An 18,029-nucleotide genomic window follows, 5' to 3' on the forward strand; every position below is an offset into this window, starting at 1 on the left:
AGCAGTGCCAGTCCGAAGAACTGGAAGAACAGCGGATGCGTCGAAAGCGGTGTCAGGACGAAAATGAGCCCGAAGACGGACAGCTGCAGCCCGGTGAGTTTCATCGATTTCTTCGCCAGCCCCGCGAGGAGCGCGAAAACGAAAAGCAGGAAGATGGCGTGGGCTACGCTGTACTGGCGCAGAAAGTTGTCCATCACCTGCAGGGGAAACTCTATCATTCGTATCGGTGTATCGCGGTGTTTCGGTCTTAATGGTTCCGTTACCCCTCGGCGGGGCCGACGAGTTCGATGTGTCTGAGCCAGACGAACCAGACTGTAAGCAGCGCCCCGGCATAGCAGATGGCCCAGACGGCGATGCCGAGATAGCCGAGGCCGGCGTTCGTCAACAGCGCGTCGGTGATACCCGCGACAGCGATGGTGCCACCGAGGAGGAGGACGCCAGCCACCCAGCCGGGAAGGTCGGAGCCAGTGCCGGTGCCACCGCTGGCCGAAGCCTCGGTGTCGGCCTCGGCGCCCGCGTCCGGGTCGGCGTCGGGTTCAGAGAGGGGCATAGAATAACTAAGGTATCAAACGTTTCCTGCGTTGTGGTTCGGCGGTCGTCAGCGGTTCAGGGTATACTGCCGAAGTTCGTCGATGTGTTCGGCGAGGTCGGTGAGTCCGGTGTTGATGGCGTCGATGCGCTCGCCGATATCGTCGACCGGCACGGCGCCGTTCGGCGTGGATTCGATCAGTTCATCGTTCTCAAGCATTCGCAGCGAGTATCGAACCTTGTGCTCGTCGATGCCGACCTCCGTAGCGATTCGCGAGATACCGATTGGGTGCTGGGACAGGATGACATCGAGAACCTCTAAGTCGCGTTGCTCTTTGCTCAACTGCTTTCCCAATCGCTCAATCATTCAGGTAAATATACCGGCCATGCCGTCAAAGTCCTACCGAAGTACGGAGGAGTTCGGGGAGCTGGCCCGCTACTCCGTGTCATCCGAGTCAGCTGCTGCGGCACACACCGACGAGAGCCACGGCGCGTCGCGACAGTCCGCGAACGGCGTCGGCTCGGTCGGCGTCTCGCTGCGCTCGCTCAGCGCGCGCTCGAACCAGGCGACGTCGTGCCACTCGCCGTGTTTGTAGCCGGCCTGTGGGAGATGCGCGACGCAGTCGAAGCCGAAGGCTTCGTGGAAAGCGACGCTACCGGGATTCGGCAGCGTGACGACGCCGTAGGCGCTCTCGAATCCCTGGCGGTCGAGCGTCTCGATGAGCGCACGGTACAGCGCCGACCCGACGCCCTCGCTCTGTCGGTCGCGGTCGACGTACACCGAGAGTTCGACGACCCATCGATAGGCCGCACGCTTCCGGAGTTTGCCGCCGTAGGCGTAGCCCACCACCTCGCCATCACGTTCGGCGACGAACCACGGATACGTCTCAAGCGTGTCGGCGATTCGGCCGGCGATCGCCTCGCCATCGGGCGGCGTCTCCTCGAAGGTGATGGCGGTCTCCTCGACGTAGGGGCGATAGATATCGGCGATGGCCGCCGCGTCATCGTCGGTGGCGACGCGGAGCCGAAGGTCGGTCATATCGGAGGGGAGAGCCACGGCGGCAAAGCGGTGACGAACCGCATCGAGTCCGACCATTTAACTCCTGAAGCGACACAGACGAACCATGACCCTCGACCCGGTGCATTTCGACGGCATCGCCCAGTTGGCCGGGCGAATCAGCCAGCGCGTCGACGCCACCGACCACGAGGCCTTCGCCGATACGGTGTTCGAAGAGTTTCTCGACCCGCTGTGGCACGACGGCCGCCGCGTTCTGGAACCGCTCGGGGAACTGCGACGGCGCCGTATCGACACCGAGGACGCGGCGCTCAACGAGGCGCCGTTCCCGACCCAGCACGGCCTCGATTCCGGCACCATCAACCCGACGACGTTCACGAACGGCCTCGTGCTCGACGTGGCGCAGGCGGCGATGGCCGCCGTGCCCTCCGACCTCGACCTCCATCGCGCGCGAACGGTCGTCGCGACCGTCCACTCCAACGACGCCACCGTCGACTGTGGGGAAGACGACTGGACGATGTTCGACGGCGGCTACTCCCGTGGTCGCATTCTCCAGGCGCCCCGCGTCAGCCGGTATGAGGAGGCCGTCGTTCACGCGCTGTCTTTGTATCTCGCCGAGGTCACCCACGCGACGACCCAATCCGAGGTTGTCGACGACCTCCTGATTCTCGACGGGCCGATCTACCCGAAGGGCCTGCTCGCCTGGAGCGACCGCCACCCCGAACTCGCAGACCTGCTCGTCGAGGACAAACGCCCCCGAGACGTCGTCGCGAGCTACATCGAGTTGGTCGAGACGTTCGCCGAGCGCGGCGTCCCGCTCGTCGGCTTCGTGAAGAACAGCGCCTCGAAAGCCATCACGCGGGCTGTCCGAAACCAGGAGCGTGCCCCGTGGGTCAACGACGCCGCCTTCTTCAAGCGCGCGCTGAAGCGCACCGACGAGGACGGCGAGCCGCTGAAAGACCACCTGACGTTCACGAACTGGTTCGTCTCCCGCTGTGGCGTCGACGAGCCACTGTCAGCGGACGGCGACGCCATCGGTATCGAACGCGAGCGCGACCCCGCCGATTACGAGGTGACGTTCTGCTGTATCTACGACCCCCGAAACGACCTCCTGTTCCGGGTCGAGGCGCCGGCGGTGTTCACCCGCGATGAGGCCACCCGCGAGGCGCTGACGATGCAGCTGCTCCGTGACATCGCCCACGAGCGCGGCCCGCCGCTGGCGGTTGCGAAGGCCGACGAGCTAGCGCGTATCAGTCGCGAGGAGAAGGCCGAACTCGGCCGCGCAATCGAGGAGCGCTTCGACGCCGAGCGCGACCGAAGCTACGACGACGAACGCTGGGGACTCATCGCTTAGGCCGACGCGTCATCAGCGACTTCGATGACATCGACGGCGACCTCTGCTGCGGGAATCCCGAGCCGGACGAACTGCGTTCGGACGTGTTCTTTCGCGGCTTCGATAGCCGCCTCGCGGGTCTCGAACCCGCGCGGCATCGGCGATTCGAAGGCGATCTGAACTTCCCGGTCACCGAGCTGCTGTGTTTGCCCGCCGCTTTCGACCTCGTAGAAGGCGTCACAGATCCAGACGTACGGCGCGGCATCGTCCGGTGCGCCACGGAACTGCGGCGGCTCTTCACCGCGTTCGTACAGCGTCCCCGTCAGGTCGGTTCCCCGCGCCGACCCCTGAATCTGAAGCATACCCCAGGCTACGCTGTTTGCGGATAAAAAGCGTGCGGCGACGGCAGCCGGGCTGAAGCGGGCACGAGCCGCCGGCGACTCAGTCGCTGGCCGGTTCCCCGCCGGCCATGCTGTTCGAGCGCTTGCGGTCGGCACGGGAGGGTGGCGGGTATCGGTCGTCGTCCGGCGCACGCCAGCGCTCGTCGTCTCGCGGGAGGACACAGCGGTCGGGTTCGCGGTTGACGTGGGCGTACTGGTCGGGGGTGTTCGCGAGGGGATGGGCGGGATTGTCGCCACTGTCGATGCGCGCGGCGCGAAGCTCGTCGAAGCCGGCGACGCGGGCACGGATGCCTCGCCAGTGGTGGTCGGTCGAACCCGGAACCCGGAACGGGTGCGGCGGTCGCGAATCGGGGCCCTCGGTGGCGAGCGTCGCGCGGTTGACGTTCGCCGCGAGGTCGTCGTGGTCGACGAGGACACCCACCCGAGCGCCATCTGGGGCGCGGGCAGCGAGGACGTCCAGACCCAGATGCAGGGCGCGGTACTCCGCGACGTTGTTGTCCGGTACCGAGTCAGGCACCGAAAGGCGGGCGACGCGCTCGCCGTCGCGGGTTTCGATGACGACACCCAACCCACCGTCGTCGTCGGGGCGATACGACCCATCGGTCGCGATGTAGAAATCTCGACGGTGCGTCCGCGGTGGATGCGCGATGTGCGGGGTGGGTGATTCGTCGAACAGGTTCCGCAAGACCGGCCGGCAGTACGCGGCCATACCCGCGTTAGGGGACGGCCTGTATATAAATCCACGGGCGGAAACCGACCCCTGTCGTCCGCTTCGGCACCTACTCGACGACCCGAACGCATACACGCCCGGCGGGAGAAGCGGGCGATATGGTCACTGCACGCGACATCATGACTCGCGACGTGGAGACGGTTTCGCCGGACGACGACGTGAGCGAGGTGCTCACCCGGCTTGCTCGCACCGACTTCGACGGCTTCCCCGTCACCGAGGACGGCCTCGTCGTCGGCATCATCACCCAGACCGACCTCGTCAATCTGTTCCAGCCGTCCGACCGAACCCTGTGGGTTCCGGTCGGCTTCCCGCCGTTCCTCGAATCGCTCACCTACGCCGTCGACCTCTCGTGGGACGAACTCGATGTCGGTATCGACCTCGCGAAGAACGCCAACCGACCCGTCAGGGAGGTAATGACCGGCAACGTCGTCAGCGTGGGCCCGAAGGCGAGTATCGACGACGTGCTCGCCTTGTTGGCGGACAAAGAGCGGGACATCAACCGCGTCCCCGTCGTCGACGAGGCCGGGGCACTGCTCGGTATCGTCGCCCGCCAAGACCTGCTCCACGCCCTGCGAGAGGAGCGCACCGCCTGAGATGGAGCGCGGGCCGGACGAGCCACCGGAGCGAACCGACCTCCAGCAGCGCATCACACGCCTGCTCAGTTTGGCCGGCCTCGCGATAGCCGTCGCTGTCCCGTTCGGCCTGCTCGTCATCGGCATCGAATCGGGGTCGGTCGGTATCAGCGCGTTCGGCCTCGTCCTCGCGGTCGTCGTCGCCCAGCTTGTCAGCAGCCGCTAACGCGGCGCCGTGTATCGAATCCCGAAAGCTTGAGGGCGATACATCACGCCCTTCCGCCGTGCGCTACCGTAATCTCCTGTTGTTCTGTCTGCTTGCCGCCGCCTGGGGCTCCGCGTTCATGGCCATCAAAGCAGGCATCGGTGACACGACGGCGCCCGCGTACTTCTTCGACGCGCCCGTCCTCTTCGCCGCTGTGCGCTACGACATCGCTGGCGTGCTCATGCTCGGTTACACGGTCTGGGCGGTCGACCGCTGGCGACCCCGAACGCGGTCGGAGTGGCTGCTCGTCGCCGTCGGGTCGGTGTTCCTCATCGCCGGCTACCACGCCCTGCTTTTCATCGGTGAGCGCGGCACCACGAGCGCGGCCGCGGCGGTCATCGTCTCGCTGTCGCCAATCCTGACGACGGCGTTCGCCCGTGCGTTCCTCCCGGACGAGCGGCTCACCGTCGTCGGTATTGTCGGCATGGTGCTCGCGCTCGCCGGTGTCATCATCATCGCACGCCCCGCGCCCGCGAACCTCATCGAATCGCGGTTCGAGGCGCTCGTCTTCGGCGCCACCCTGTGTTTCGCCTTCGGGAGCGTCCTCACCCGGCGCATCGAGACCGACCTTCCTATCGAGACGATGGAGGCATGGTCAATGCTCGGCGGCGCAGCGCTCATGCACGCCCTCAGCGCCGGCCTCGACGAATCCGTCTCGGGGATGCCCTCACCCCGCGCGATTGCCGCGCTGGCGTATCTCGCTGTCGTCGCCAGCGCCGCCGGCTTCCTCATCTACTTCGACCTGCTCGAGCGACTCGGGCCGATCGAGATCAACCTCGTCTCCTACGTCGCGCCGGTGTTCGCGGCGCTGGCGGGCTTCCTGTTCCTGGGCGAACTCATCGACCTGCCGACCGCCCTCGGCTTCCTCGTCATCCTGGTCGGATTCGTCCTCATCAAGCGACGAGCGATCCGAGAAGAGCTCAGCAGGCAGGGCGGCTAAAGCGGCGTCGGGTGTACGTTACTGGCCGTAATCGTGCCCGACGACGAGGGCGATGACGTTCGCGACGACGAACCCGACGAGCGTCAGATAATCGGCCGTTGTTTCGACGCCAGTCGCGAGCAACGCGACCGTACAGAGCGGTAAGAGAACCGCCGCCCAGAACGCGCCGGCCTTCAGCGGGCCGAGGAGTGACGACGCTGCTGCCGGCAGCAGACCGCGGTCGTTCGTCGACGTGGAGGAGCGCATCTATACACCAATGATACACTGCAAAGACCTAATAACCGTCAGAGACTTTGGGCGGTTTCGTAACGTTTCACGCGCGGCGGCGCGAGCGGCCCACGTTTCACGCCGCTCCGAGCGCCCCCGAAACGTTTTATTGGCCCCTCTCGCGGGCTCGTTTCGTGTGGAGATTCACCGCGGCGGGAGTCAGCCAAGCGTCACGACATCACGGTCGAGTCGTCTGCCACGTTCGAGTACGGAGTGCCGACTGTATGAGCGTGTCGGCGGGCTTTTGGTCGAGGGCTGACGATGGCTGGCAATGGAGTGGGAGAAAAAAGAGGAGGACGGCGAGTATATCGAGTGGACGCGCAGCGACGACAACGCGCACGTCCGCCTCCGTCGAACCGCTGGCGGCAAATGGGCAGTCACGCTCGACCGGCTCCGGCAGGCGCCGGAGGGTGAAGCCTACGAGCACGAGACGTTCGACGAGCGTCAGGCCGCCGAACGGCGGGCCGACGGATGGCGAGCCGACTGAGAGCGTTCAGAACAGCGGCTCGATAGCTTCGGTGACCGCCTCCGCCGAACAGCCCGGATCGAGCGCGATATAGAGGCCGGCCTCGCCGTCGAAGACGCGAAGCAGCGTCAGCGAGTCCATATGCGTGACGAGCGACGTGACCGTCCCCGCGTTCGGCAACAGCGTGTTCTCGTAGGTGTCCCGCTCCATGAAATCCATATGGAGATGGTCAAGCACGCGGCTGTAATGGTCGTGGAGATGTTCCTCGTCGCGGTACATCTCGAGAACCTCATCGGCGACGTGGACGATGTTGTACTCGTCTTGCGTGAACTCCATAAAGGACTGGAGGCTATCACCGCAGACATCGCGCGTACGTTCGAGTGCCGTTTCAGCGTCGAAATCCACCAGTTCTGGCTCGCCGGTAAGTGGCATACAACCTCCACAGGCCTGGGGATATAAAGACGTACGGCGGGTGACGGCTGCTGTTGGAGCCGTATCGTTTTTCAGTGCTGGCTCCGCAGTCAGATTATGTCATCGCAGACGGACGGCCTCGAGGAGCTGGTCGACGTCTCGAACGTGCTCTTGTTGGGGCCGAGCGTCGACGCATCCGTCGACGCCGGCTGTAAACACCTGTTGACGGCCAAAAGCGACGACGCCCTGCTCGTCGTGAGCTTCATGCTGTCGCCGGAGCAGTGGGTTCGTCAGTGGCGCGAACGGGTCGGTGGGCTCCCGGAGGATCTCGTCATCGTTGCGACCAGCGACGCGTTCAACCAACCGGGCGACGAGGACGACCTGCCCGACTCAGTCAACGTCGAGTACCTCTCGAGCCCCGGTGACCTCACGGGCATCGGGATGATGATTAGCAAATATCTCGAACGCTGGCACGACAACGACCGCAACATGGCCGTGTGTTTCGACTCCCTGACCACGCTCATGCAGTACGCGGAAACCCGGAGCATCTATCGGTTCCTCCATCTCATCACGACGCGGCTCTCGGGGGCCGACGCCAGCTCGCATTTCCATTTCGACCCCGGAACGCAGGACGAACAGACCGTCTCGACCATCTCGTCGACGTTCCAGGCGATCGCCAAACGCAAACCCGAGGAGGACGGCTGGGAGATTAAACAGCGGTGACGCCGGCGACGGCGGTCAGTTTTGCTTTTTACTGGGTCGCGGCGCTGTCGGAGCAGTGCTCAAGAATGGTAGTGCCCGGGGAGGGCTCCGAACCCTCGATCTCCGCATGTCCCAGGAACGAGGCGCAGGCAACGCCTCAGGACATCGCGGCTGCCGCCTCGTAACCCTATGAGTGCGGCGCTATGTCCAGCTAAGCCACCCGGGCTCATTTGTCGGTTGCCGGTTCGCGCCCTTCAACCTTCCTATCTCCCTCGGTCGATTCGACCCACTTCCCGATACGACCCACCATTTTATGCCACCGTACAGGCACACCACACGCATGGACGAGCTTCCGGAACTGCTGGTCGAAACCGTCGGCGGCGCGACGGTTATCGAGACAATCGATATCGGCGGCGGCGACGCGCTCGCTATCACGTCGACCGCGGCACATCTCTATCGGTCGGAGGGGCTCCTCTCCGAGGAGTCCGTCGAGACGTTCCCCCACGACGTCGAGCGCTTCACCGTCGACAGAGGCCGACGGAAGAGTTCGCTCCACTTCGTGAACCTCGACGACGAAGAGAGCTTCACCGTGCCCACGAAAGTCGTCGACCCCGTCATCGAGGCGGTGCTCGAAGGCATCCTCCGGACGACGGGCGTCATCGACACCGAGGAGACGGTCAGAGCGCAGTTCCGCTTCAGCGAACTGTCGCTCGTGGTGACCGACAAACAGCTCCTCAAACACGTCGGCGGCGCGGTCTGGGACGACGAATACGAGACGTTCCGATACGAGAACCTCACCGGTCTCGATTTCGAGGAGGGTAGCGTCGCCACGCAGGTCATCGTCGAGGCCGAGGGCCGCAGACAGCGCGTGAAGGTGCCGAACGACTACGCCGGCCGCGTCCGCGAAGAGGTGCAAAGCGCTATCTTCGAATACCACGATGTCTCGTCGCTCGGCGGGCTCCACGCCGCCGTCGGCATTGACGAGGAAGAGGCGGAAGGCGACACGACATCAGCCCTCGATGAGGCCCAATCGACCGCCGAAGCCACCGACGAATCGGCCGACAACACGAGCGACGAGACGTTCGTCGATGCCGACTGGTCGCCGCCCGCCGACCAAGACCCGACCGGCCCGCGCGGCGACCGGGACGTGGCCGAACCGAGCGTCGACACGAACGCCGACCGCGATGTCGCGTCGGCAGCGACTCCCTCGACCGAGGCCGGCGCACACGACATCGAGGCGCTGGCCGCCCGCGTCGACGAACTCTCGGAGCGCGTCGAGTACCAGACCGAACTGCTCGAAGCCCAACAGGAGACCATCGAACAGCTCGTCGAGGAGCTTCGACGCGGCCGGTAAGGGTCACTCTCGGCCAGTCACTTTTCGGATACACGAGGAGCCGAACGGGCCGTGTTCGCCCGCCTCCAGTTTCATGAAATAGCCCGTCGAGATGGACGCCCCACAGCGGCGGCACTCGAACTCGCCCTCACGGGTGACAACCTCGCTTTCGAAGCCCAGAAACTGCCCGGAGGCGGGCTTCACCGTGTCTCCCTCTCGGGTGATGTGGCCGCGCTTTTCGGCCTCTTCGAGGATGGCGCGCGTCGTTTCGGGATGGGAGGTGATCGTCTCGATGCGGTCGATGACCTCCGGCAGCGGGAGTTCGGCGTGTTCGAGTCTGGCGAGCAACTGCACGCCGAGTTCGACGGGGTCGGCTTCGTCCACAGCGACACCAGTACGTGAGGCGGCTAAAAATCACCGGGGGACACCACCACAAGAGGTTTGGCCGGCGATGTGCTTCTGTCCGGTGTGCATCGTGCGACCGCTCGTCAGCTGGCCGGCATCGGCGTCTTCGTCGCCATTGCCGCCATCGCGACGCTTTCGGCCTCCCCTTCGACAATCCTCACCCGTGCCGAGTCGCTGGCCGGCCAGCCGTCGCTGCTTGCGGTCGTGCTTCTCGTGCTGTATCTCGCCCGCCCGCTGCTCGCCTGGCCGATCAGCGCCCTCTCCGTTCTCCTCGGGTACCTTTTCGGCCCCATCGCCATCCCGGTCGCGATGGCCGGCGCCGTCGTCACGGCGTTGCCCGCCTACGTGCTCGCACGCTACCTCGGCCACGAAGCCGGCGTCCTCGCTCGCGTCGGCGATGCGGGCGCCGTCGTTCGACGAACGACCGGCGACCTCCGTGGCATCATCGCCGTGCGCCTGGCGCCGCTCCCGACCGACCCCGTCTCCTACGGCGCCGGCCTCGCGGGCGTCCCGCTTCGACCCTACATGGCCGGCACCGCACTCGGGGAGGCACCCTGGGTCGTCGCCGCAGTGCTGCTCGGGGCTTCTGCCGGCGAACTGACGACGGCCGGGCGCTCCGCCGACCCGATTTTGCTCGTCACGACGCTTGCGCTCGCGGCGCTTCTGGCGCTTTCGGGGCCGGCGTATCGACGGCTCGCTGACGATGCCGTCTTCAAAACGTAAACGGGTCAGAACAGTCGACGATGACGCCGTGCTGTGGGCAGACGTACTTACAGTGACGCTTGTACATCTGCATCTCACACATCGGACACGCACGGCCACCATCGGACATAGCAAAACGTAGAATCGCACGCGGCTTGGTTCTTCCGTCCCCCGTCAGCGTCGAACGGCCGAACCGGAAATCCGAGCGGCTACCTCAACACTCCGACCAGCCACAGGACTCGCAGGTCTTGCAGCCTTCGGAGTAGTACAGCGTCATGCTCGAACACTCCGGACACTCGGGGGATTCGCCGGAGTCGATGAGCGATTTGATGTCGTCCGAAGCGCCGGCCGAATCGTCGTTCGGCGAGGCGGCCGATCCGGACGCCGACACCGCACCGCCGTCCGTCTCCGGCGCGGCGGCATCGCGGTCGCGTTCCTCACGCTCCTCTTGGTCTTTTTCGGCTCGCTGGGCGGTCTGGTTGAGCGTAGCCTGGTCGGGGTAGGCCTTGTCGACCTCGCCGTCGAGATAACGGCGCATTGCCGTCCCGATGGCGTCCGGGATGGAGTTGATCTGCTCGCCCTTGTCCCAGGCGACTTTCGGACTGCGGATGCCCTGGAGTTCGTCGGCGATCTCCTCGGGGTCGACACCCGAGCGGAGCGCCGTCGAGATGGTCTTCGCCAGCGCCTCGGTGAAGGAGGCGGTGAACCCACCGGAGTTGCCGATGTTTGCGAAGAGCTCGAACGGCCGGCCCGTCTCGGGGTCTTCGTTGATGTTGACGTAGAGCTTCCCGTAGCCGGTGTCGATGCGCTGCGTGACGCCGTGCAGCACGTCGGGACGCGGCTGCTTGCTACCGAGGTCGACCTCCAGTCCCAGGATGGACTCGATATCGTCTTCGAGTGCGGCGTTGACCTCCTCGCTGTCGAGGAAGCCCTCGATACCGCCGAATATCTCCTGGATGTTCTCGACGATGGCTGCCGCAGCCTCGCTTTCGTCCATGCTCGCGAACTCGGCGTTCTTCGCACGGGTCGTCAGCACCTGCTTCGAGCGGGTGCCGTCGCGGTAGTAGGTGACGCCCTTGCCGCCGTGTTCGTAGATGTATTCGAACACGTCGCGTGCGTCCTCGACGGTGGAGTCGTTGGGGGCGTTGACCGTTTTGCTGATCGCCGAATCGACGCCTTTCTGGCAGGCGACCTGCACGCCGGCGTGCTCTTTCGCAGAGAGGTCACCCGTCGTCACGAACAGTTCGCCGACAGCGTCCGGCACCGTCGTCAGCCCGTCGACGCCGTCGAACTCGTTGTTCGCCATCTGGTCTTGGGCTTCCTGCTTGACCGCGTCGACGTCGACGTCGTTCTCCTCCAGGACGCGAAGGAAGTAGTCGTCGAACTCCACCAGCATCTCATCGCCCTGGACGTCGTCGGAGACGTTCTTGTAGAAGGCGACGTTGTAGATCGGCTCACAGCCGCCGGTAGTGTTTCCGATCATCGATGTCGTGCCCGTCGGCGCGATGGTCGTCGTGTTGTGGTTGCGGATGGGGAAGCCGTCATCCCACTCGTCGGCGTCGAGGCCGGTCTGGCGCTCGAACCACTCGCGGTACTCCGTCGGATTCGCGTATTTGGATTTGTCCCACTCGTCGAAGGAGCCGCGCTCTTCGGCGAGTTCGTGGGAGGCCCACTTCGAGCCGTGATTGATGTGGGTCATCAGCTGGCGGGCGACCTCGTTGCCCTCATCGGAGCCGTAGCTGATGCCGAGCTGGATGTACAGCTGGGCAAGCCCCATGATTCCGAGGCCGATCTTCCGCATCTCCCGTACCTTCTCTTCGATCTTCGGCACCGGGAAATCCGACATCGTGACGACGTTCTCGAGGAAGCGCGTGCCGAGTTCGATGCGCTTCTCGAATTCCTCCCAGTCGATGGCTTCCTCGAGGAAGGCACCGACAGCCGCCTCCGTGGAGTCGTAGGTGGCGCCGTTGGCGTCGTTCCAGACCCGCCAGTCGGGCGCGTCGACATCGGCGAGCGTCGAGAGGTTGATGTGACCGAGGTTACAGGCCTCGTACTCCTCGAGTGGCTGCTCGCCGCAGGGGTTCGTCGCGAGAATCCGGTGGTCGGGGTGTTTCTCGACATCGAAGGAGTGCTGTTTGTTCACCCGCTCGAGGTAGATGACGCCGGGTTCGCCGTTCTCGTGGGCGCCTTCGACGATGTGTTCCCAGAGTTTCTCGGCGGGGACGGAGAGTTCCTCGCCGACCTCGACGTGTTCGCCGAGCCCGAACATGTCGTACAGCTCTTTAGTTTCGGGCGTGGCGACGTGTGCCTCGCCGGTACGGGGGTTGGTGAAGGTGAACTCCTCGCCGCTTTTCACCGCGTCCATGAAGTCGTCGGTGATGCCGACGGAGATGTTGAAATTCGAGAGATGACCCTCGACGGCGTTTCGGAGGTGCTCCGGAACGCGGCCCTCGTCGTCGATGAGGTCGCGGGATTCCTCCAGAGCCTCGGCGAAGGAGTTGTGCGTGAAGTCGTCGGGGTCGTTGAGTCGGAGCGTCTCGGCAAGCGAGACGTCCTTGTTCTTCGCGTGGAGGAACTGGATGACGTCCGGATGGGAGACCCGCATGACGCCCATCTGGGCGCCACGCCGTGCGCCACCCTGGGCGATGGTCTCACACATCTGGTCGTACGTCCGCATGAATGTGATGGGGCCGCTGGCGATGCCGCCGGTGCTGCCGACAGCGTCGCCGTAGGGCCGCAGCCGCCAGAACGCATAGCCCATGCCGCCACCGCTCTGGAACACCTGTGCGGCCTCCTTTGCAGTCTGGTGGATGTCGTCGATGTCGTCTTCCGGCGAGTCGACGAAACAGGCCGACAGCTGCTGCAGTTCGTCGCCAGCGTTCATAAGCGTCGGCGAGTTCGGCATGAAGGAGAGCTGTTCCATCAGCTCCTGGAACTCACCCGCCATCTCCTCGACGTGGGTTTGCACCTCGTCGGGAAGCTCCGGAACGAGCGTTTCGTAGGCGAACTTGTTGACGTTGTAGATGGAAAGCGTCGTCTCGGCGTCAGAATCCGCAGTCACGCCTTTGCCGAACACTTCGGCGGCGAGTTCGTCGCGGCGCGGGTGGTCGGGTTTGAGCTGGTCGGGGGTGACGGTCACCTCGAGGCCGCGCTTCTCGGATTCGAAGACGGCCTCGGCGAGGGCGATGTTCTTCGCGACGCGCTCGAAGAGGTCTTCCTGCTTTTCGACCGGGTCGCCGTTGGCGTCCTTGCGCAGGTAGCGGGCCGGCAGGATGTTGTGATAGGCGTTGCCGGTGAGACGCTCTTCCATCGTCTCACCGTCGGTTCGCTTGATCGGGAGGGTGAGTTCGCCCGCGGAGAGCTCCGCATCCGACATCAGTCGGCCCTCCGTGGTTGAGCGGCTGTTTTCACTGCGATTCCTGCACTAACGAGATGGGTGGCGTGAGTCATCTATGACGGAGTTTGCGTGCTGGCATGCCAAATAACCCTCGGCATCTTGTAGGGCACTTGTCCACGTTCCGATATGTATTGAAGGCACTGTCTGGGTTTCGCCCGGAGACGGATGCGCGTGCCTATGCGCGTACGACAGAAGAAATGCGTCGGTAGCCGTATAAGCATAGGTAAACCGAGGTGAAAGTAAAGTTCGCGTTTCGAAAACCACCACACTGAAGCGGTGTTTCCATCGGAAATGGTCGGGGGTTCAGGTCGGCAGTGAGGCGGGAAAACCACGTATTCGGGTTGCTTTCGCAGCGGAGATCGTGCTCGAAAGTCCCCCAGCGCTGCTCGCCGGTCTGTTGACAGCACCAACCGAAATTATACGTTTTCTGATATTGCGTCGCATGGTGATTCTGACGCCCGACTCGTGCGCAAAATCGCATGGAAACTGGCGATCGTGGCCGTCGCCGTCCTGGTCGTGTTGTGGCTGTTCGGCGTCGTAACGCTGTCGGCGTCAGCAGCCAGCAAGGAAGTTCGCGATGATATCGTGTCCGGAACCGGTCAGAACTGATTCGGGATGGAACTGGACACACTCGATCGGGTGTTCGCGATGTCGGATGCCCATCACCAGTTCCTCGTCATCGTGGCTCGTCGTCGCAGTCACCTCGAAACAGTCGGGGATGTCGTGTGCGATAAGCGAGTGATACCGGCCACCCTGGAACCCCTGGTCGAGGCCGGCATACACGCCTTCACTGTCGTGGGCGACCGGGAACGCCTTGCCGTGAATCGGCTCGGGGGCGCGGTCGACACTCCCCCCGTACTCGTAGACGGCCGCTTCGAGCCCGAGACAGACGCCGAGCGTCGGCACGTCGGGACTCACTTGCCGGAGCACGTCGAGTGTCACACCGACGTCGCGGTCGTTCTTCGGGTGGCCCGGCCCCGGCGAGATGACGATGGCATCCGGGTCGACGGCGCGCACCTCCTCGAGCGTCGCGGTGTTCCGGAGTACCTCGGTCTCCGTGTTCTCGTGTTGGCTGACGTACTCCACGAGGTTGTACGTGAACGAATCGAAATTGTCGATGAAGAGCACGTGCGTGGCGTCCGTCATCGCGACACCTCCTCGGGTTCGGTTTCGATGCGGTCGAGCGCCTGCAGCACGCCGTCCATCTTCTTTTCCGTCTCCTCGTACTCGCTCTCGGGGTCGGAGTCGGCGACGATGCCGGCGCCGGCCTGGACAGTCACGCGGTCGGTACCGTCGACGCCCGCCCCGCGTTCGACCGTCGCGGTTCGGATGACGATGGCGAAATCCGCATCGCCAGTCCACGAGTAGTAGCCGACGCCGCCACCGTAGAGGCCACGGGGGCGCCGTTCGAGGTCGTCGATAATTTCCATCGCACGGATTTTTGGCGCGCCCGACAGCGTGCCCGCAGGGAACGACGCCCGCGTCGCGTCGAAGGCATCACGCTCCTCCCGAAGCGTGCCCGTGACCGTTGATTCGATGTGCTGGACGTGGCTGTATTTGAGGACGTTCATGAACTCCTCGACGCGGACGCTGCCGGCTTCGCTGACCCGGCGGACGTCGTTTCGCGCGAGGTCGACGAGCATCGTATGCTCCGAGCGTTCCTTCCCGTCTGCGAGCATTTCGCCGGCCAGCCGCCGGTCTTCGACGGGGCTCGTTCCGCGGTCGCAGGTGCCCGCGATCGGGTTGCTCATCACCTCGCGGCCACCCACGGAGACGAGCGTCTCGGGGGAGGCACCGACCACGACCAAGTCGTCGTAATCGAGGACGTACATGTACGGCGAGGGGTTGATCTCCCGCAACGCCTCGTACAGCCCCAGCGGGTCGATCTCGCCGTCCAACTCCCGCGTTCGGGAGATGACGCCTTGATAAATATCGCCGTCGAGGACGTGCTCTTTGGCCTTCCGGACGGCCGCCTCGTACTCGTCTTTCGGGCCGGCCCGCTCCGCGACAGGGCGGAAGTCGCCGGTCGTCAGCTCATCCGCGTCCGCAAGCAGCGTTTCGACGCGGTCGATTTCCGCCCGTATCTCGTCGTAGATGTCGCCGGGGTCGTCGGCTTCGCGGATGAGCGGCGTGAACACAAGCGACACCGAATCCGCCGCATCGTCGAAGACGAGCGTCTTCGTGTTGAGGACGAACTGTGCGTTCGGGAAGCGTGATTCCGGGCGGTCGAGGCCGACCTCGTCGAGCCAGAGGTCGTAGACGGCGTCGTAACCGAGGAAGCCGACGAGGCCACCCTGGAGCTGCTGGCGCTCCGTCTCCGGGAAGTTCCGCAGCGGCACGTCGGGCAGTGACTCCCGAAGTTTCGCGACCGTGTCACCGCCGTTCGGGGTCAAAAGCCCCGTGTAGCGGTCATCAAGCACGTCGACAGCCGCTTCGCCATCGCCGTCCACGGTCACGACGGCAGCGGGGTCGTACCCCACGAACGAGTATCGCGCGTGCCGGTCAGCGCCGTGGCCGGCAGTGAAGGCACCGTCGGGGTCACTCGAGGCGACCTTCTCGGCACTTTCGAGCAAGAACGTGTGCTCGCCCCCGTCGGCGTCGGTCGTCCGGCCCGTCAGCGCGGCGTAGGCGTCCAGTGGTTCGGGCGTCGTCTCCAGTTCGGCGACGGCTCTGACGACCGCGGGGCCGTCGTCCGCCAGCTGGATGAACGACTCACGCGAAATCACGGTCGACCTCCTGCTCCCCTGATGAAGGCCCCGACAGCCTCGGCGTCTTTTCGGCCCGGTTCGCTCTCGACGCCGCTGGCCACGTCGACCGCGAACGGCCGCACGCGCTCGACTGCGTCCGCGACGTTCTCCGGCGTCAGCCCACCGGCCAACACGACCGGTGACTCGAGCGTCTCGACGAGATCGCGTGTCGCCTCCCAGTCGTGGGTCTCACCGGTGCCGCCCGCACCAGTTTCGTCAAGCGAATCGACGAGCAGAGCATCGGCGACGGTGTCGTACTCGGCCGCCTCAGCCGGCGAGACGGCTTTCACTACGTCGCCGTGAATCTTCGCCGAGAGAAAGGCGAGGTCACCGGGTGTGAGGTCGCCGTGAATCTGGACGACGTCGGGCTGCACACGAGAGGCTAGCTCGACCGTCGCCTCGGGGGTCTCCGGCATCGTCACGAGCACCGTCGTCACGAACGGCGGCGCCGCACGTGCCAGCTCCACCGCACGCTTCGCCGAGATCTCGCGAGGCGTGTCGACCGAGACATCGACGATGAAGCCGACGGCGTCGGCGCCGGCCGCAACCGCCGTGTCGAGGTCGTCCCGGGACGTGATACCACAGATCTTCGCGCGCGTCATGGCTCGAACTCACGGAGCGCCTCGAACTGCTCGATGGCGCCCCCGGAGTCGATGGACTCGCGGGCAGCATCGACGCCAGCTTCGAGGCTGTCGGCCTCGCCAGCGACGTAGATTGCGGCGCCGGCGTTGGCGAGGATGATGTCGCGTTTCGCGCCGCCGACGTCGCCTTCGAGGATACCACGCAGGTCACGGGCGTTCTCCGTCGGCGAGCCACCAGCCACGTCGGTTAGGTCGTACGTCCCCACACCCAAAGCGTCTGGCGTGACCGTGTACTCTTTCACGTCATCGCCATCGACCTCCGCGACGGTCGATTCGCCATGGACGCCGATTTCGTCGAGGCCGGCGCCGTGGACGACGAGCGCCCGGTCGACCGCCATCTGCGAGAGCGCGTCCGCAAGAACGGGGACGAGGTCGGGGTCGTAGACGCCGACCACCTGCGCGTCGGCGCCAGCGGGGTTCGTCAACGGCCCGAGCACGTTGAAAATCGTCCGCATGCCGAGTTCCTTCCGCGGGCCGATGACGGCCTTCATCGCGGGGTGGAACACCGGCGCGAGAATGAATCCCATACCGATGTCTTCGATGCAGCGCTCGACCGCCGGCGGTTCGGCGTCGATGGTGACACCCAGTTCCTCGAGTACGTCGGCACTACCTGACGAGGACGAAACCGAGTAGTTGCCGTGCTTGGCGACGGGCACGCCAGCCCCAGCGACGACGAACGAACTCGTCGTCGAGACGTTGATAGTATCGTGGCCATCGCCGCCCGTTCCGCAGGTGTCGACGAGCGGTTCCCGATCCGGTGAAATCGTTCGAGCCGCCTCGCGCATTCCCTGTGCGAAGCCAGCGATTTCCGTCTCCGTCTCGCCCTTCGCACGCAATGCCGCAAGCAGCGCGCCGATCTGTGCCTCTGTCGCCTCTTCGAACACCAGCGACGCCGCCTCGCGGGCCCCCTCGAGCGACAGGTCTTCTCCGTCGGTAACTCGTCGAATATACTCCTTCATGTTGAACACCAATGTGCAGATTCGCGTTGTAATGTACAAATCAGTACGCCAAAATAAGCCTGTCGCTACGGCAGTCGCTATCAGCGCGAAAAGCGGGAGAATCGGGAGTCGTTATTCGCTTCAGCCAGTCGGTGCCGGAATAGCCGGCAGTTCGACCAACTGCGGGAGGCCGCGCGTGCCGGGCTGGCACTCCTGACCGTTACACTCGACGACAA

23 protein-coding genes and 1 tRNA gene are annotated in these 18,029 nt (G+C 64.8%); 8 read left to right on the forward strand and 16 right to left on the reverse strand.

The genetic code is table 11. The features are described from left to right. The 4 genes from ACI8UR_RS09780 to ACI8UR_RS09795 all read right to left on the reverse strand — a co-directional run. A partial coding sequence (locus tag ACI8UR_RS09780) for a hypothetical protein (protein ID WP_415087812.1) occupies window positions 1-218 on the reverse strand: 218 nt, incomplete at its 3' end. A gap of 41 nt (window positions 219-259) precedes the next feature. Next, window positions 260-550: a hypothetical protein gene (locus tag ACI8UR_RS09785; RefSeq protein ID WP_415087813.1), complete on the reverse strand. Its 291-nt coding sequence runs from the start codon at window positions 548-550 to the stop codon at window positions 260-262. 48 nt (window positions 551-598) lie between these two features. Beyond that, entirely contained in the window at window positions 599-895 is a 297-nt protein-coding gene (locus tag ACI8UR_RS09790) for a hypothetical protein (RefSeq protein WP_415087814.1), read from the reverse strand. Window positions 896-964: 69 nt separating this feature from the next. After that, on the reverse strand, window positions 965-1,567 hold the full coding sequence (locus tag ACI8UR_RS09795; RefSeq protein ID WP_411714686.1) for an N-acetyltransferase family protein: 603 nt from the start codon (window positions 1,565-1,567) through the stop codon (window positions 965-967). 85 nt (window positions 1,568-1,652) lie between these two features. Here ACI8UR_RS09795 and ACI8UR_RS09800 point away from each other — a divergent pair, with 85 nt between their 5' ends. Continuing rightward, window positions 1,653-2,897: a DNA double-strand break repair nuclease NurA gene (locus ACI8UR_RS09800; RefSeq protein ID WP_411714685.1), complete on the forward strand. Its 1,245-nt coding sequence runs from the start codon at window positions 1,653-1,655 to the stop codon at window positions 2,895-2,897. Here ACI8UR_RS09800 and ACI8UR_RS09805 read toward each other — a convergent pair. Together ACI8UR_RS09805 and ACI8UR_RS09810 are read right to left on the reverse strand one after the other, a co-directional pair. After that, entirely contained in the window at window positions 2,894-3,238 is a 345-nt protein-coding gene (locus ACI8UR_RS09805; protein ID WP_411714684.1) for a hypothetical protein, read from the reverse strand. The two genes, ACI8UR_RS09800 and ACI8UR_RS09805, sit on opposite strands and share 4 nt — an antisense overlap. Window positions 3,239-3,317: 79 nt before the next feature. Continuing rightward, the gene (locus ACI8UR_RS09810; protein ID WP_411714683.1) at window positions 3,318-3,986 is read right to left on the reverse strand and encodes a ribonuclease HI; all 669 of its coding nucleotides are present in this window, start codon (window positions 3,984-3,986) and stop codon (window positions 3,318-3,320) included. A gap of 119 nt (window positions 3,987-4,105) precedes the next feature. Between ACI8UR_RS09810 and ACI8UR_RS09815 the strand changes: the two genes are divergently transcribed. Genes ACI8UR_RS09815 through ACI8UR_RS09825 form a run of 3 tightly spaced genes read left to right on the forward strand, consistent with a single transcriptional unit; the run spans window position 4,106 to window position 5,784 of the window. Beyond that, the gene (locus tag ACI8UR_RS09815; protein ID WP_411714682.1) at window positions 4,106-4,600 is read left to right on the forward strand and encodes an HPP family protein; all 495 of its coding nucleotides are present in this window, start codon (window positions 4,106-4,108) and stop codon (window positions 4,598-4,600) included. A 1-nt stretch (window position 4,601) separates the two neighbouring features. Continuing rightward, entirely contained in the window at window positions 4,602-4,805 is a 204-nt protein-coding gene (locus tag ACI8UR_RS09820) for a hypothetical protein (RefSeq protein ID WP_411714681.1), read from the forward strand. Between the two features lie 58 nt (window positions 4,806-4,863). Next, window positions 4,864-5,784: a DMT family transporter gene (locus ACI8UR_RS09825; protein ID WP_411714680.1), complete on the forward strand. Its 921-nt coding sequence runs from the start codon at window positions 4,864-4,866 to the stop codon at window positions 5,782-5,784. An 18-nt stretch (window positions 5,785-5,802) separates the two neighbouring features. Here the strand turns inward: ACI8UR_RS09825 and ACI8UR_RS09830 are convergent, their stop codons facing one another. After that, window positions 5,803-6,030 carry a hypothetical protein gene (locus ACI8UR_RS09830; RefSeq protein ID WP_411714679.1) on the reverse strand — a complete coding sequence of 76 codons (228 nt, stop codon included), beginning with the start codon at window positions 6,028-6,030 and terminating at the stop codon, window positions 5,803-5,805. A gap of 292 nt (window positions 6,031-6,322) precedes the next feature. Between ACI8UR_RS09830 and ACI8UR_RS09835 the strand changes: the two genes are divergently transcribed. Next, window positions 6,323-6,538, forward strand: coding sequence for a hypothetical protein (locus tag ACI8UR_RS09835; protein ID WP_411714678.1), 216 nt, complete (start codon window positions 6,323-6,325; stop codon window positions 6,536-6,538). A gap of 6 nt (window positions 6,539-6,544) precedes the next feature. Here ACI8UR_RS09835 and ACI8UR_RS09840 read toward each other — a convergent pair whose 3' ends face one another. Then, window positions 6,545-6,949: a hypothetical protein gene (locus ACI8UR_RS09840; RefSeq protein WP_411714677.1), complete on the reverse strand. Its 405-nt coding sequence runs from the start codon at window positions 6,947-6,949 to the stop codon at window positions 6,545-6,547. 96 nt (window positions 6,950-7,045) lie between these two features. Here ACI8UR_RS09840 and ACI8UR_RS09845 point away from each other — a divergent pair, with 96 nt between their 5' ends. Beyond that, complete coding sequence (locus tag ACI8UR_RS09845; RefSeq protein ID WP_411714676.1) at window positions 7,046-7,651, forward strand: hypothetical protein; 606 nt, start codon at window positions 7,046-7,048, stop codon at window positions 7,649-7,651. A 72-nt stretch (window positions 7,652-7,723) separates the two neighbouring features. On the opposite strand, the gene ACI8UR_RS09850 is transcribed toward ACI8UR_RS09845, so the two are convergent. Further along, window positions 7,724-7,856: transfer RNA gene (locus tag ACI8UR_RS09850), tRNA-Met, on the reverse strand. Window positions 7,857-7,970: 114 nt separating this feature from the next. Between ACI8UR_RS09850 and ACI8UR_RS09855 the strand changes: the two genes are divergently transcribed. Next, a complete protein-coding gene (locus ACI8UR_RS09855; protein WP_411714675.1) occupies window positions 7,971-8,984 on the forward strand; it encodes a hypothetical protein in 1,014 nt (337 codons plus the stop codon). 3 nt (window positions 8,985-8,987) lie between these two features. Here the strand turns inward: ACI8UR_RS09855 and ACI8UR_RS09860 are convergent, their stop codons facing one another. Then, window positions 8,988-9,347 carry a DUF5830 family protein gene (locus ACI8UR_RS09860; protein WP_411714674.1) on the reverse strand — a complete coding sequence of 120 codons (360 nt, stop codon included), beginning with the start codon at window positions 9,345-9,347 and terminating at the stop codon, window positions 8,988-8,990. Window positions 9,348-9,431: 84 nt separating this feature from the next. Between ACI8UR_RS09860 and ACI8UR_RS09865 the strand changes: the two genes are divergently transcribed. Beyond that, window positions 9,432-10,091, forward strand: a complete 660-nt coding sequence (locus ACI8UR_RS09865) for a TVP38/TMEM64 family protein (RefSeq protein WP_411714673.1) — start codon at window positions 9,432-9,434, stop codon at window positions 10,089-10,091. Here ACI8UR_RS09865 and ACI8UR_RS09870 read toward each other — a convergent pair. The 6 genes from ACI8UR_RS09870 to trpD all read right to left on the reverse strand — a co-directional run bounded on the left by ACI8UR_RS09870 (window position 10,081) and on the right by trpD (window position 17,814). Beyond that, entirely contained in the window at window positions 10,081-10,200 is a 120-nt protein-coding gene (locus tag ACI8UR_RS09870; RefSeq protein WP_411714672.1) for an HVO_2523 family zinc finger protein, read from the reverse strand. The genes ACI8UR_RS09865 and ACI8UR_RS09870 overlap by 11 nt on opposite strands. Before the next feature lie 84 nt (window positions 10,201-10,284). Continuing rightward, a complete protein-coding gene (locus ACI8UR_RS09875; RefSeq protein ID WP_411714671.1) occupies window positions 10,285-13,446 on the reverse strand; it encodes an adenosylcobalamin-dependent ribonucleoside-diphosphate reductase in 3,162 nt (1,053 codons plus the stop codon). A gap of 573 nt (window positions 13,447-14,019) precedes the next feature. Continuing rightward, window positions 14,020-14,613: an anthranilate synthase component II gene (gene trpG, locus ACI8UR_RS09880; RefSeq protein ID WP_415087816.1), complete on the reverse strand. Its 594-nt coding sequence runs from the start codon at window positions 14,611-14,613 to the stop codon at window positions 14,020-14,022. Beyond that, complete coding sequence (trpE, locus tag ACI8UR_RS09885; protein ID WP_415087817.1) at window positions 14,610-16,193, reverse strand: anthranilate synthase component I; 1,584 nt, start codon at window positions 16,191-16,193, stop codon at window positions 14,610-14,612. The genes trpG and trpE overlap by 4 nt, the downstream gene beginning before the upstream one ends. Continuing rightward, the gene (locus ACI8UR_RS09890; protein WP_411714668.1) at window positions 16,190-16,816 is read right to left on the reverse strand and encodes a phosphoribosylanthranilate isomerase; all 627 of its coding nucleotides are present in this window, start codon (window positions 16,814-16,816) and stop codon (window positions 16,190-16,192) included. Before ACI8UR_RS09890 ends, trpE begins: the two co-directional genes overlap by 4 nt. Next, window positions 16,813-17,814 (reverse strand): anthranilate phosphoribosyltransferase, encoded by a 1,002-nt coding sequence (trpD, locus tag ACI8UR_RS09895; protein WP_411714687.1) that lies wholly within the window; start codon window positions 17,812-17,814, stop codon window positions 16,813-16,815. The genes ACI8UR_RS09890 and trpD overlap by 4 nt, the downstream gene beginning before the upstream one ends. Between the last annotated feature and the right edge of the window lie 215 nt (window positions 17,815-18,029).

This window comes from Natronomonas sp. (assembly GCF_047616845.1).
Lineage (GTDB): Archaea > Halobacteriota > Halobacteria > Halobacteriales > Haloarculaceae > Natronomonas.